Genomic DNA, 12,424 nt, shown 5'->3' with positions numbered 1-12,424 from the left:
CCGTGGGAATGTCGGCAAGTCCAACGAGCGCTTCTGGCACGCCTATGGCCGTGTCCACCAGTCCTGCGCCAATATCCCGCGCCCACCCTTTCAAGCCGCGCGCCGTGGTGGGCGCGTCTTTCATGATGTCGTCGATCTCGGATGTGGGTTTGGCGGAGTGCCCGGCCAGCGCGGCACTAGGGGGCGCGTCTGTCTTGTGCGCCGGCGCGCCCTTGAGGATGTCATCGATTTCACTCATCCCGCCACTCTTCCGGAGCAGGGGGTGGGCGTCGAACCCTAGGCGGGGCGCTCAAAAAAGCCCGCTGGTGCGGGCTTGCTAAAACGTCATCGGCAATCCATTTGCCCACCGGACTGTGTGCACCGGGCCCCGCCAGGTCCGGCCATGTACCCATTCCCTATGCTGTGATAGGAGCCGCCTTGGTTGTCGTAGCAGTAGCCGCCGTTGCAGTGTGTGATCCGATTGGCAGGTGGAGGTGAAAAATCCTCGTCGCTGAACTGGGGTTTGCGTGCCTTGGGGGCCTTACGACCGAGATTGCTCTGAACGCCAGCATTGCGGTTTGCCAGGCGCTCTGCGTAACCGCCGCCAGCACTCGGCACTGGTGCAGTAGCTTGCCTCTGAAGCGCCTGCTGCTGCACTTCCCAGGCCTGTTGCTGCTCAGCCATTCGGCGCTCCTGCTTACGCAGCTCCGCATCGTAGGCCTGCTGGCGCTCCTGCATCTTCTCCTCGTAGGTCCGTTCGCGCAGCATCATGCCGCCAGTGCTACGCGCCTCACAGGGGCGATCAGAATAGGTGAACTGCCCGCCTGGGCCTTTGCACTTGAACACCTGAGCATAAGCGGTGGGCCAAATGCCCAGCACAGATACAGCAAGACAGCAGGCAAGGTGACGCATTGGAACTCCTCCTGGCCGCACTGTATCAGCGGCGGAAGCACAAGCCGCCGCATTGGCGCTGCTGCATCGGCAGCCCAGAAGCTGCCTTTCCTTGGGTGGGGCGGGTCGAACCCTAGCCGGGGGTCAACTCAGACGCATGTAAGGCTACACAGGAATGATCCCAATGCAGCGGCCCCATACTGGTGCACCGGATCACTCAATGGCCGTGCACTGGAGGAGCGATGGAAGGCAGAGACGGGGAGCGGGACGAAGACGATGAAAACAGCCCTGCCATGACTGTGGGCCTGGCTGCCGTTGCCATCGTGCTGCTGGCTGTGGCGGTGGGCGTTCTGACGCTGTTTATGCGGGGGTAAACAGGAATGAAAAGCCCTAGCGCGCGGAGCTGGAGGGGGGCTGATGCGCGCGGCTACTTGCGGCCCAGCTCGGCCAACGTGTCCTGCAGCGTCTTGATCAGCCGCTCCACATCCTCGGGAGGCATATCGATCCAGGTCGTGGACACAGGCAGGCCTGCCGATGTTTTGGCCGTGTGCTTGAGGCCGATGAGCGTCTTTCCGTCCACAACGCTCGTGCGCACGCTGGTGAACTGAAGGAGGGGCGTGGGAGTCATGGTGCGATGGTGGCATGGAAAACCCACTCATGGCTGACTGTCGTTCAAATCTCGAAAGGCTTCCGGTCTTGGCCTTCGATCCACCGAGGAGCTCGGCCACGGCCCGTCCAAGTCTCACCTGTCTTGGGATTCCGGTAGCGCACGTTTGCAGGCTTGTCGGGAACAAACAAGTCGTCGGGCTTGAGATCGTGATCCTTCACCAGTTTCCTGGCGTCATCAATCGCATCAAGTTTCCTGGCGCCATAGTACTCAGCGATCTTTGCATCCAATGCTGCTCGCTCACGCATAAGGGCTTTGTACTTCGAGGACATGTCTTTAGTGCTCCGGCCAAAAATCTGCAACGTTCCGCACCGTGGTAGCTGAGGGAGGTTGGCTACTCCTCAGAGGCACGTGCGCCATGCCGATGACCGGCAAACAGCGTGCCTTCCATGAGGTCTGGCCCACAAAGAACAAAGCCCGCGATTGCGGGCCTTTGGTCAGACTTCAAAAGCTGTTCGGTCCACAGCGTCCTTGATCCAGTTCGGCGGCTTGCCCCGGCCGGTCCAGGTCGCGCCCGTGGCTGGGTCGCGGTACTTGGCCACGCCTGCACCGACGGGCGACTTGCGTTTGCCCGAGCTGAACACGTCGTCTGCCGTGAGGTTGTAGTCGGCCACCAAGGCGCGGACCTTGGCGATCACGTCGGCCTTTTCGACCTTCAGGACTTCAGCAATGCGTGCTTCGATCTCTGCTTTTTGTTGGAGGAGCGTCTTGTAATCAGGTGTCATGGCTTTTTCATCGGTTGTATGCTAGCGATTTGCATTCTAGTCACATAAAGCGGGCATATGACAGCTCGCGAATGCAAGCAGCCACACTTTCTGAACCCGCCAAGAAAAATCCCTCTCGGGCTACGATGGGTGCTCCTACACAACCATCCCGAGAGGGCGAAACCGATGGAGTCGCATGCCTTTGTTGATTCCGATGCACTGCTGAGGGGGTCCTACGATCCCTCGACACGCCTGCTGCGCCTATGGTTCAAGAGCAGCCCGGAGCGGGCTTACGACTACCCGAGGGTGCCGGCACATATCTGGACCGAGTTGAAAGCGGCGCAGTCAGCAGGCAGGTACTTTCGCCAGAACATTCAGGACCAGTATGGGGAGCCGCGCGCTCCAGCAAATCCATGGCGATGTCGATAGCCGCGCGCGCCCTGGAGAAATCGACGGTCCAGCTGGTTTCTGGCGACAGTGGCAAGTCTGGCCGGTCGGTGGCCACGCATCCGCCGTGGAAGTCGAACTCGCGGCGCGCGAGCAGCAGCACGTCGCGCACATAGGCCAGGTCGGCGTCGGCGGGCCGCGCGCCCGCTTCTGCTCGCCGCGCAGCAGCCCTCGCTCGATGCGCCGCGCACAGGGCTACGCAGCCCAACACAATCGCCAGGACCAGCGCACCAGAGAGGATGAGGGTGGGGAGATGTGCCATGCCCCATTGTCAGCACCGGGGCGGGGTCGCGCGAACCCTAGAGGAAGCCATTGCGGACAAATGTCCTCACCGCAGCTACATGCCTGGACGCGTTGGGCCTGCAACTGCAGCCCATGGTGCTGGGAGGCTGATTCTGCGGCGGAGAGGGGTAGGCATAAATTTTGGCCACCCAAGGACCCTCATTTGCTGACCGCGCCCTCTCGCCAGAAGCGCTGGGTGATTGTTGTGCAACTCCAAAACCCGAGCTGGAACGCGCAGAAGAAGCTGGCTGGCCACGAGTTGCTCTGGTACCCTTCAGCCACTGCCAGCAGGACAATTGATGTGACCAACTTAGACGAGTACGAGCTTTGGATCGACGCGTACACGCCGGACTCGATTCCAATGAATCGATTGGCGGAGTATCTGGCTGCCTTTTCCAAGCTACTTGGTCACCAAGCCAACGTCCACTTCTCTCGTTTAGAAAAAGGCAGCATTGCGCATGTTGCCTGGGTTGAACACGAGGCATCCCCGAAGGTCTCAGATCGCGTTTCGCAAACAGCCGCCGGCACTGCCGCGAATGATGCTCTCGCAGCATACGCGGATATCAATAAACTCCTAAAGTTCGATAATGCAATTGGTGAACTGAGAGCTAGGCCGGCCGGTGGAAAAACCGCAGTCGTAATTCAATTCCCCGGGCGGAACACTCAAGAACCCGAAAAATTCATCCCATTCTGGGAACCCGCAGAAGTTGACGGCGAATTGGTTCGCATCGGCGGGAAAGACAGCAGCGCCCATGCTCAAATAGTCGACGGAGAAGGCCGTACTTGGTCTATAACTCTCACACGCGACTTGGCCAGCAGAATTGCACAGTTTCTTTACAAAGGTCCAGTTCTCCGAGCTATCGGGACTGCCAGATGGGAAAGAGCAGAGGACGGAGAGTGGAAGCTACTTGACTTCAGGGTGGATGATTTTGAAATCTTGGACGACGTCGGATTGACGGAGGCAACGGTCAGATTGCGTGCGCTCCGCGACACAGACTGGTCAACGCAGCAAGATATAGATTCAACAATTGCGCGCATTCGCGGACATGAGGACGGGTTACACTGATGGTCGTATTTGATACATCTGTATTGGCCATCGCTTTCGATGAAAATGCGTCCGTCCCGATAGATCCATCGACTGGCGCCCCGCTAGAGAGGTGCAGAGAGCGCATGGACTATCTACTCAAAACAATCGCCGCAAATAAGGCGAGAATTTTGCTGCCGACGCCTGTTATTTCTGAGTTCATGGTTCATGGCGGTCCAGACAGGGAGAAGAGGCTAAACCTCATTAACTCTTCTAGAGCGTTCACAATTGCGCCTTTTGATCTGCGCGCCGCAATTGAGTGTTCTCTTATTGAAACCGTTACCAGCAAATCGAAGGTTATCAGCGACTTCAACCAAGAGACCAAAGCCAAGGTTAAATTTGATCGCCAGATTTTGGCAACCGCAATCTCTCGCAAAGCGAACACCATCTACACGGGCGATAAACAGCTTGCGAGCAAGGCAAAACAATGTGGATTGGCAGCATTTTTAACTTGGGAGTTGGAGTTGCCACCTGAGAAGCCAAAATCTCCACAATTTGAAATTACTTTTTCGCCGCCCACGCCGGAAGCGCTCTAGGCTCTCCAATGGCCCTTCGCTTAGTTTTCCTGCTATGGCTGTTTGCCTCCCGCTCCGCCTTCGCTGGCGACTTCGCCACCTGCCTGCTGGACAAGCTCCCCGGTGTGAAGAACGCGCCGGCCCATGCTGCCGCGCTGAACCCGCGCCAGGATTCCTGAGGACGGCTGAAAGTTCAGCCATCCTCGGGGGCACCAACCACACGCCGAGTAGCTGAGCGGCGCTGGCAAGTGATGCCCAGGTTTTGGGTATCACTTGGGGTGTCGGAAAAATTTCTGACGTCCTGCGCTCAGTGAAACAGCGGAAGCGAAGGCTGGATCTCTGCCTCCAGCCGCTGATGCTCCGACTCGAAGTGCGGGATGTCGCGCTTGCGGTCGAGCATGAGCCTGGAACCGAAGGATGCCCGGACCTTGGACTCCACCTCCTGTGCAATGAGGGCCTGCATCTGTTGCCACAGACCCTTGGCCTGCCGGCTCAAGGCCGCACGCATGCGGTAGAACTCCTCGACCAAGCGAACCTTGCACTCGATCACGATGGGGCTGTTGCGCAGCATGGATATCAGGAGGGTGGCCTGCTGCTCGTTCAAGAGCGCGACTTCTTTCTGCTGAACACCGCCTCGCGTGAGAAAGGGTCGGATTTCAAATCTGACCCCGCCGAAGCGCTCAAGGCTGGCCTGATGTTTGCGCACCAGCTTGATGACGCTCGCGTGTGACAGAGCCACGCCAGCGGCCAAAGCATCGGAGGCCGCGAGCGGCTCCTTGTCGAGCAGGGCAACGATGGGGGTGGGCATTGCTTTCGAGTTCATCGCTCAGCCCTCCATGCCCAGCAGGTTCTTGATGTCTGCCACGCGCCAGCGCAGCTGGCCGCCGTCGCGCACGGGTTGGATGGGGCCGTTGCGGCTGCCGCAGGACCAGGCATGCAAGGTCGCGGGGGAACGACGGAGGTGGAATGCCGCTTCGCGGGTGGGGATGGTTTCGCGGGTTTCGTGCGACAAGGCGGGGATGGCCCAAGACATGGCGTGCTCCTTGAACGGGTTGGACAAGGTCTCCCATTCTTTTCATGTCAAGTCTTTTGCCAAACCCTGGACGGGGGACGCCTGCTACAGTCCCGCCAACAGGAGGAGCTATGGGAGCTGTAAAGAGGTTGTTGATCGCCACCGCGCTGGCCTCGCTCGGGACGCCTGACCTGGCGGCGGACTAGCCACTGGCCTGTGCTGGACAAGCTCCATGGCGTCAGCCGCCGCGCCGGCTCCGCCCTCCTGAGTAACCCAGCACGGTGGTACGCCTCGCCCCTCATACAGGCAGCCTACTGGTACATTGCCGCCAGGAGGTTCTACCTATGAGCGCCCCAGACATCAGAGCGATGGAAGACATGCTGGACCATCTTCGAGCGAAGAAGGCCTTTGCAGAGGCGCAGCTGCAGGCGTCCGAAGCCAAGGACCCCGATCTCGAACTGGATCTGCGCCGTATAGAAGGACGGATCGAAATATTAGAGGAAATGCTTAGGGAAGCTGGTCATTGAGCCAATTCGCCTCCTGCTACATTCACTTTCAGGAGGAACATCCATGAGCAGTGTGGCTACGGCGGAATGCGTTGAACAGTATTGGCGCGAGATTCGTATGCTGCGCGCTGAAGAGGCCAGAAACATCCATCAGCTTGCTGCTCTGGAGGCCCAGAAGCAAGAGCAGGACAAGCGTCTCAGAGAGATCCGCGAGAGCATCCGAAAAGTGCACCAGGTCATCGAAGAGACGTGTCGGTGAAAGCGCGCTCCACGCTCCTGGTCCTTTGCTTGGCTGCCGCAGGCCCTGCTTTAGCGGCGGACTACGCCACCTGCCTGCTGGACAAGCTCCCTGGGGTGAAGAACGCGCCAGCCCATGCCGCAGCGCTGAACCTGTGTGCCCATCAACCTAGGGACGGGGCTCACTGAAATCCAAGCTTTCGCAACTCCTCACGGCGCTGCTCAAGAGACAGGGGCGTGTTGTTTTTGATGGCCAACACCTGCGCACTATCCTTTGCTGGCACGGCCCGCGCTCCACCACCCTCCACCTGCTGCACCTCACCCGTGACACCGTTGTGCCGGATGATGCTGCCCTGGGTTGTTGACCCGTCTGCATTCTTGACTGCAGGCGTGACCGTGACCTTCCAGGGCGATGGATCGGCATCACCCCGAATCGCGCGCATGGACTGCTGAGCCTGCTGCTTTTGCTGGGGAGTGGCATTCGGATCAAGGAGCGTATTGCGCAGCTGTTCTTCCTGGCGCTGGGCCCGGGTCTTGAAGCCGCGCGCTTCTGCCTCGCCCTGCAGGCGCTGCTGCTCGATGCCCACGCGCATGCCTGTGCGCCCGGTTTCCCCGGCCTGCTGCATGGCCTCACGCTGCAGGCCACCGGCTTGCTGCATGTCTTCGCGCATGAGGCCAGCGTTCTGGCGCATGGTCTCTGCCTCCATACCTGGCTGGGCCTGGCGCAGTGCTGCATCGGTTCCCAGCATGCTGCGGTACCGCTGCATGTCCGGGCTATTCTCAGCCCCACGGCCGCCGAAGCGCCGCGTGTTGGTGATGGAGCTGGCCGACACCTCGGCATTGCGCAGCTCGTTGCGGGATTGCCAGTCGTTGCCAGAGTGGGCGATGGTGGGCGTGCGAAAGCCCGGAAAGCCCAGGCGCGGCTGCTCGACCTCGGTGCGCTGACCAGGCGTGAAGCCGCGGGCTGTCGATTGGTCGGCTAGATTCTGAGCGGCCAGGTCGTTTTGCCGAGAGGGCAAGCCGCGCGGCTCGTTGCCCAGCGCCGCGCCCTGTGCGCTGTCGGAGAAGCTGTTGCCCTGGCGAAAGATCCCGGGCTGGACTTCCTGTGGTGCCGCCGAGCTGGGCGGGCCCATGGTGCTGCCGGCTGATGGCGTGGCCTGCGGCGAGGTGGCCGTGGCTGCTGGAGCTGTGGATGGCGTGGGATTCACACCTGTGGAGGCCGCAGCAGGCGTCGAAGCCGCGGCACCACCGCCAGCGATCCCCGCACCACCGGCCAGCGCGCGCGGGGCATTGAGGCCAGAGTTGAGCGCGCCGCTGATGGCCCCGCCAGTTCGCGCGATGGCACGGGCGCTACCACCCAGCGCACCAGGCACAGCATTGGCCAGGTTCGACACATTGCGGCCCAGCTCAGTGTTCATCGGGTTGGACTGGGAGCCGTCAGGAGCCGGCGCCTTGGGGTAGCCGCCCAGAGGGATCTGGTCCTCTGGCGCACCACCATTGGCGAAGAACACCTTGGGCTTGAAGCCGCGTGGCACGAATGCCTGTTCGGGTGCGGGTGTGTGGGTGGCATCGACGGCGGCCTGCAGCGCGCCAGCGCCGCCCATGGCGTGCACGGTATCTGGCGGCAAGACGAACTCACCCGGTTTCACCATGGCAGGGATGGAGTCGGGGGCCTGGTTCTGGGCCTGAGCCAATGCAGCCCGCTGACCCGGCGCAAAGCCACGGGGCCCTGTGTATTCAGGCGGTTTCTCCGTTCCGGAGGCTTTCCTGGGAGTGAATCCGCGCATTGCGAACCTTTCAGCACCTGCTATGGCAGATGAATGACGTTGGTGTGTGGCTGGTCGTGCCGCGTGGCCCGGCGCAGGTCCGAGTCCGGCCGCCTGCCGAAATAGCTTTCGAAGACCGAATACGACTGCTGCGACTTGTCTGGATCGAAGCCATCCGCATCGGGCTGCCCAAACGCCCGATACAGGGCCCAATGCACGAGGTAGACATGGTGCGCCTCGTGGATCTCGGGCTTGTCGTGGCAATTGGCCAGTTGCTTGAGAGGAAGCCGATAGGCCTCCAGCCGCAAGGCCCCCGATTCGCGCGGCGCGGGCACCAGGCGGAGCCGCGTCTCAGTCTGAATGGCGAAGCGGGGTTCGTCGCTGCACCGATCACGCCAGTACGGATCCTTGCGATCCAGGTACTCCCGGGACACCACCGACAGCTCCCGGCCCTCACTGGCCGATGCCCCCACAAACCGCAGGTGGGCGATCTCGTAGACCTTGGCGTGCAGCGGGTAGCTGGCCACGTCGGCCGCGACGGCGATCTCGCAGACAGCGGGCGTGGAATCGTCCAGCAGCAGCCTGCCGCGCACGGCCGCTTCCGCCTGGGCCTCATTGAACCAGCCCACCACCTGCTCATCGTCCCAGAGATGCGGCGTCACGACATCCCTGGCGTCGGCGCGAAACAGGCTGATCAGGTCTTGGAGGGTCATGGGTTCACGCCGTACTGGTCGACCATGCCGCGCACACGATCACGCATCTTGTCCACGCCCAGGTTACCCGGCAGATCCAGCTTGTAGGTCTGCTTGGTCCAGTCGCGCAGCGCCTGCTTGTCCATCTTTTCGATCTGCTGCAGCACGTTGAAGCGGGCCTCTTCCTGCACGCGCCGCTCGTCCTCGGACTTCTTCGCGGCCTCCAACAGCGCAGCGGTGTCGTCGGGTTGCTGAGTCGGCACCGGCGCTGCACCCAGTCCAACGCCCTCCCCTTCAGGTGCCGCCTCCTGAAAAATATCCGAATGGCGCAGGAACCGGGCCGCCAGCGCAATGGGGACCACGCGCGTCTGGCCAGGGTCGAAAGTCAGGCGCGAACGGTAAATGCGGTCGATGAATGGCGTATCCGTTCCCGTGTAGGTGACGGCCTGGGTCTGTGCAACGGTCATGGTGATGTCCTTGGGTGCTCGATGGAAAGCAGCAGGGCCGCAGCCCTGCCCCTTCAGATCACGGGTGCTTACTGGTTGCCCAGACGCTCGCCGTGGACGATCACATCCAGGCGCGAGACCTTGGCGTTGGCCGCGCCGGCGGTCGTGAGCACCAGATAGGCTTCCTTGGGGAGTTTCACGGGCGCCTTGGAACTGGTGGTGCGCAGGCGCGCGGCAGCGTTCAGCACCAGGCCAGCGCCGAAGTACTCGGGGTCCTGGGGCACGGTGGCGTGATCCACGCCGTCGATGTACGTGAAGCCCAGCGAGCCCGTGACGGCCGCCGTCATGGCCGTGGACACGATGACCTGGGCATCTTCGAGCAGCATGCCGGCGGGCAGCTTCTCCAGCACGACCACATCGCCAGCAGCGATGGCAGCACTGGAATCCGCGCCGATGGCGGCGCCGGCAGCATTGGTCTGCAGCGTGGCGCGCAAGGTGGTGAGATTGCCGTAGGGAGTGAAGCCGCCGAACTGCAGCATGCCCAGGCCGGCCTTCTTGATGGTTGCCATGATGGCCTCCTTGAGGTTGGGGAAGTGACGAGGGGCTGGCCGCAGCCAGCCCCGGGGCATCAGCCGCGAGGCTTGATGATGGGCACGGCGGTATCGAGCACCGTCACACCGTGATCGGTGAACTGTTTTTCATCACCGTGGTTGACCGCGAAGCGGATCTTGGACATGCCCAGGACAGCGCCGATCAGCAGTTCCAGCTTGTCGCCGTGGTCCATTTCCTTCTCCGACCAGAAGAAGGGCACGCCGCTGTGGTCCGAGCGGCCGAAGGCCTGGCCCAGCGCCTGGCCACCCAGCAAGATGGCTCGGTCCACCGCGAACTTGTCGGTGAACGATGCAGGCACCACCACCGACGATTCCTGCTCACTGGTGTAGCTTGCGCAGTAGCGCAGCTCGTCGCCGGCGTAGAAGCGGATGGCCTTGGGCATCTTGATGATCAGGATGCCGTTCCACAGACCTGCTTCACCCAGGAACAGCGGATGGTCCTTGGCCAGCCGCGCGCGTGCCATGGCGTTGCCCTGGAACGCGCGGAAGTTCGGGTCCGTGGCGAAGCCGCTGTACTGGGCCGGAGATGCCAGCAGCACGCGGATGGGGCTGTCCGTAGCGGCCAGGTCCTCATCGAACTCGACGGGCGGGGGCGGCAGCGGGATCTGGTCCATCCACGAACGCACGGCGTCCACCACATCCATGCTCAGCGTGTCCGCGCTGGCGATCACCAGCTCGCCGGCATTGGCCTTGACTTCGCCCACTGCGCCGGCGCCGGCCACCAGGTGGCGATTGCGCGTTGGCGCCTTCACCCGGTTCACCATGATCTCGGAGAACTTGGGGTGCGATGCCAGCGGCACGCGCCATTCGATCAGGTGGTCGTTGAAGCCGCGCGCGCCGGCCAGGTGGACCAACGTCGAATGCTCGATGTAGTCATCCATCAGGCGCTGGGCCTTGGGGCGGCCGAACTTGCGCAGGTCGTATGGCGTGCGGATGCGCGACATCTGATCGCCCATGTCGACTGGAAAGCGCGCCTGGTTCACACGGAACCGCGCGTTCTCGTAGCTCGTGCCCACGCCCTTGCCCTCGGCAAACTCGCTGCCCATGATGGGGTAGCTGCCGATGGGCTGGTCAAGCTGGAACTCGACCTCGTCGCCCTTGCCTTTACCCAGATCCTCGGCACGCACGATGGGCATCGTGGGCTTGGTCTGGCGCTTGGTGCCGGCCACGGCATCCGCCTCAGTCGGCATCTTGCCAGTCAGGCGGTTCAGCGTTGTGCGTCGCTGCATGCAGGTGTGGAACACGCCCACGGCCTGCTGAATCATGGTCCCTGGGTGACCATAGGGGGTGATGGTCTTGGTGGTGGACACGATGGACCTCCTTTACATCTGTTTGTTAAGCCAGGCGGTGATCTGCTCGGGCGTCTTGCCCTCCATTGCGTAATGCAGATCCACGCCACTCAGTTCGGCCATCCGCTCATCCGGCGACAGACCATCCACGCGCCCGCCAGGAATGCTGGAGAGACTCGAGGGAGGGCCGGCCCGCACGGCTTCAGTGGCAGCCTTTGCCGCGGCTTTGGGGTCCGCAACGGGTTGAGACGAGGGTTTCTCGGTCGCGGCCTTATAGGCGTCGAACACCTCCACGATTTCGGCGGACGTACCGCCGGTCTTCGGGTCGAACAGGCCCCAATAGGCATTGCGGACCACGCTGGGCTGCGAGTCCACCCACGCCTTGAACTCAGCGCTCTCGACGATGGAGTCCGCGTTGGGGTGCGCCGTATAGATGGCGTCCAAATGGGCATCGGAGGAGGACTTGGACTGCTGCTCACGCAGCGGTTGCAATTCCTTCTTCAGTTCCTCCTGCAGTTCCGCGCGCAGCTCGTTACGGAGCTGTTCACGGGACTGCTGGTGGAGCTTGAGCAGCCCATCCCGCAAGCCGGCTTCGGAGAAGTCGCCGAAAAGGTCCGCGTCCGCGCCCGCCTCGATGGCCGCTTGCGCTTCGGCGGCCATGGTGTCGGTCTTGGTCGGGGCCTGTCCAGCGTCTGCCCGCGCCTGGGCTTCGGCCTGCAGAGCGGCCAGCTGCTGCTGGGCGTTGTCTGCGGTAGCCTGAGCCTCATCACGCTGCTTGCGGATCTTCAGCACCTCGTCAAAGGGAATGGTGTGTTTGCCGTCCCGCGCCAGGACCACGGTGTTGTCCGCGGTCTGTTCGGCTTCAGGAACGGCTTTTGCACCCTCGGTGCCGCCCGCAGCAGGTGCAGCCTGCTGTTCGCTTGTGGTGCCAGCGTCGACAGCGCCTTTGACATCCGGTGCAGCGGTGGTCGCGGGCTCGCCACCAGGTTCCGGCTTGTCGCCGGTATCGCCCGATTCCGCCAGGGCCAATGCCTGTGCGGCCTGCTCCGGCGTCAGTGCGCCGTCAATGCTGCTGTAGAAACTCTCGTGTGATGTCGTCATGCCTGTCCCGCCACATATCGCCGTGGCCGCAAAGGGCCAGCAATCCGGTGCAGCGCCTGGGCGCCGCGCCATCTGCTCTTGAATCTGCAGCGCTGGTGCGCCGCAGTCATCGCCACAGCGACATGCGCCACGGCTTGAAAGCAGTGTCAAAAAGACGGGTACGAAAGACCAACCCTAGACGGGGCGGGAATGAAA

19 protein-coding genes and 1 pseudogene are annotated in these 12,424 nt (G+C 62.2%); 6 read left to right on the top strand and 14 right to left on the bottom strand.

The genetic code is table 11. From position 1 onward, the window contains the following. The 6 genes and pseudogenes from DTS01S_RS19350 to DTS01S_RS19335 all read right to left on the bottom strand — a co-directional run. On the bottom strand, positions 1-238 hold a 238-nt coding region (locus DTS01S_RS19350; RefSeq protein ID WP_156493775.1), incomplete at its 3' end, for a hypothetical protein. A gap of 86 nt (positions 239-324) precedes the next feature. Beyond that, entirely contained in the window at positions 325-750 is a 426-nt protein-coding gene (locus DTS01S_RS19345; protein WP_017407556.1) for a hypothetical protein, read from the bottom strand. An 18-nt stretch (positions 751-768) separates the two neighbouring features. Next, a pseudogene (locus DTS01S_RS31510) lies at positions 769-891 on the bottom strand (DUF4124 domain-containing protein); the annotation flags it as partial. A 406-nt stretch (positions 892-1,297) separates the two neighbouring features. Next, entirely contained in the window at positions 1,298-1,498 is a 201-nt protein-coding gene (locus tag DTS01S_RS19340; protein ID WP_017407558.1) for a hypothetical protein, read from the bottom strand. A 44-nt stretch (positions 1,499-1,542) separates the two neighbouring features. Then, entirely contained in the window at positions 1,543-1,809 is a 267-nt protein-coding gene (locus DTS01S_RS29820; protein ID WP_017407559.1) for an H-NS histone family protein, read from the bottom strand. A 165-nt stretch (positions 1,810-1,974) separates the two neighbouring features. Then, the gene (locus DTS01S_RS19335; RefSeq protein ID WP_061288518.1) at positions 1,975-2,262 is read right to left on the bottom strand and encodes an H-NS histone family protein; all 288 of its coding nucleotides are present in this window, start codon (positions 2,260-2,262) and stop codon (positions 1,975-1,977) included. Between the two features lie 57 nt (positions 2,263-2,319). Here DTS01S_RS19335 and DTS01S_RS31505 point away from each other — a divergent pair, with 57 nt between their 5' ends. From DTS01S_RS31505 to DTS01S_RS30590, 4 genes are all read left to right on the top strand, one after another. Further along, on the top strand, positions 2,320-2,670 hold the full coding sequence (locus DTS01S_RS31505; RefSeq protein ID WP_082774931.1) for a KTSC domain-containing protein: 351 nt from the start codon (positions 2,320-2,322) through the stop codon (positions 2,668-2,670). 463 nt (positions 2,671-3,133) lie between these two features. Then, a complete protein-coding gene (locus DTS01S_RS30600; RefSeq protein ID WP_139223796.1) occupies positions 3,134-4,036 on the top strand; it encodes a hypothetical protein in 903 nt (300 codons plus the stop codon). Between the two features lie 104 nt (positions 4,037-4,140). Next, positions 4,141-4,590, top strand: a complete 450-nt coding sequence (locus tag DTS01S_RS30595) for a PIN domain-containing protein (RefSeq protein WP_169804700.1) — start codon at positions 4,141-4,143, stop codon at positions 4,588-4,590. 8 nt (positions 4,591-4,598) lie between these two features. Then, entirely contained in the window at positions 4,599-4,748 is a 150-nt protein-coding gene (locus DTS01S_RS30590; protein ID WP_156493774.1) for a hypothetical protein, read from the top strand. Positions 4,749-4,876: 128 nt separating this feature from the next. Here the strand turns inward: DTS01S_RS30590 and DTS01S_RS19325 are convergent, their stop codons facing one another. Further along, the gene (locus DTS01S_RS19325; protein ID WP_061288514.1) at positions 4,877-5,392 is read right to left on the bottom strand and encodes a Rha family transcriptional regulator; all 516 of its coding nucleotides are present in this window, start codon (positions 5,390-5,392) and stop codon (positions 4,877-4,879) included. Between the two features lie 3 nt (positions 5,393-5,395). Beyond that, entirely contained in the window at positions 5,396-5,602 is a 207-nt protein-coding gene (locus DTS01S_RS19320) for a DNA-binding protein (RefSeq protein WP_046987208.1), read from the bottom strand. A 323-nt stretch (positions 5,603-5,925) separates the two neighbouring features. On the opposite strand from DTS01S_RS19320, the gene DTS01S_RS19315 reads away from it, so the two are divergent. Together DTS01S_RS19315 and DTS01S_RS19310 are read left to right on the top strand one after the other, a co-directional pair. Then, entirely contained in the window at positions 5,926-6,108 is a 183-nt protein-coding gene (locus tag DTS01S_RS19315) for a hypothetical protein (protein ID WP_061288512.1), read from the top strand. Between the two features lie 43 nt (positions 6,109-6,151). After that, the gene (locus DTS01S_RS19310) at positions 6,152-6,346 is read left to right on the top strand and encodes a hypothetical protein (protein WP_061288510.1); all 195 of its coding nucleotides are present in this window, start codon (positions 6,152-6,154) and stop codon (positions 6,344-6,346) included. 160 nt (positions 6,347-6,506) lie between these two features. Here the strand turns inward: DTS01S_RS19310 and DTS01S_RS19305 are convergent, their stop codons facing one another. From DTS01S_RS19305 to DTS01S_RS19280, 6 genes are all read right to left on the bottom strand, one after another. Continuing rightward, positions 6,507-7,952: a hypothetical protein gene (locus DTS01S_RS19305; protein WP_139223797.1), complete on the bottom strand. Its 1,446-nt coding sequence runs from the start codon at positions 7,950-7,952 to the stop codon at positions 6,507-6,509. A gap of 179 nt (positions 7,953-8,131) precedes the next feature. Then, positions 8,132-8,803 carry a phage adaptor protein gene (locus tag DTS01S_RS19300; RefSeq protein WP_061288505.1) on the bottom strand — a complete coding sequence of 224 codons (672 nt, stop codon included), beginning with the start codon at positions 8,801-8,803 and terminating at the stop codon, positions 8,132-8,134. Continuing rightward, on the bottom strand, positions 8,800-9,249 hold the full coding sequence (locus DTS01S_RS19295; RefSeq protein ID WP_061288502.1) for a hypothetical protein: 450 nt from the start codon (positions 9,247-9,249) through the stop codon (positions 8,800-8,802). Before DTS01S_RS19295 ends, DTS01S_RS19300 begins: the two co-directional genes overlap by 4 nt. Before the next feature lie 68 nt (positions 9,250-9,317). Next, complete coding sequence (locus tag DTS01S_RS19290; RefSeq protein ID WP_061288501.1) at positions 9,318-9,797, bottom strand: hypothetical protein; 480 nt, start codon at positions 9,795-9,797, stop codon at positions 9,318-9,320. 59 nt (positions 9,798-9,856) lie between these two features. Then, positions 9,857-11,149 (bottom strand): phage capsid family protein, encoded by a 1,293-nt coding sequence (locus DTS01S_RS19285; protein WP_306307628.1) that lies wholly within the window; start codon positions 11,147-11,149, stop codon positions 9,857-9,859. 12 nt (positions 11,150-11,161) lie between these two features. Next, entirely contained in the window at positions 11,162-12,229 is a 1,068-nt protein-coding gene (locus DTS01S_RS19280; RefSeq protein ID WP_061288499.1) for a hypothetical protein, read from the bottom strand. Positions 12,230-12,424 lie beyond the last annotated feature (195 nt).

Source organism: Delftia tsuruhatensis NBRC 16741, assembly GCF_001571325.1.
GTDB classification, from domain to species: domain Bacteria; phylum Pseudomonadota; class Gammaproteobacteria; order Burkholderiales; family Burkholderiaceae_C; genus Comamonas; species Comamonas tsuruhatensis.
The sequence above is the reverse complement of the archived record's forward strand: the minus strand, read 5'-3'. Positions and strand labels throughout refer to the sequence as shown.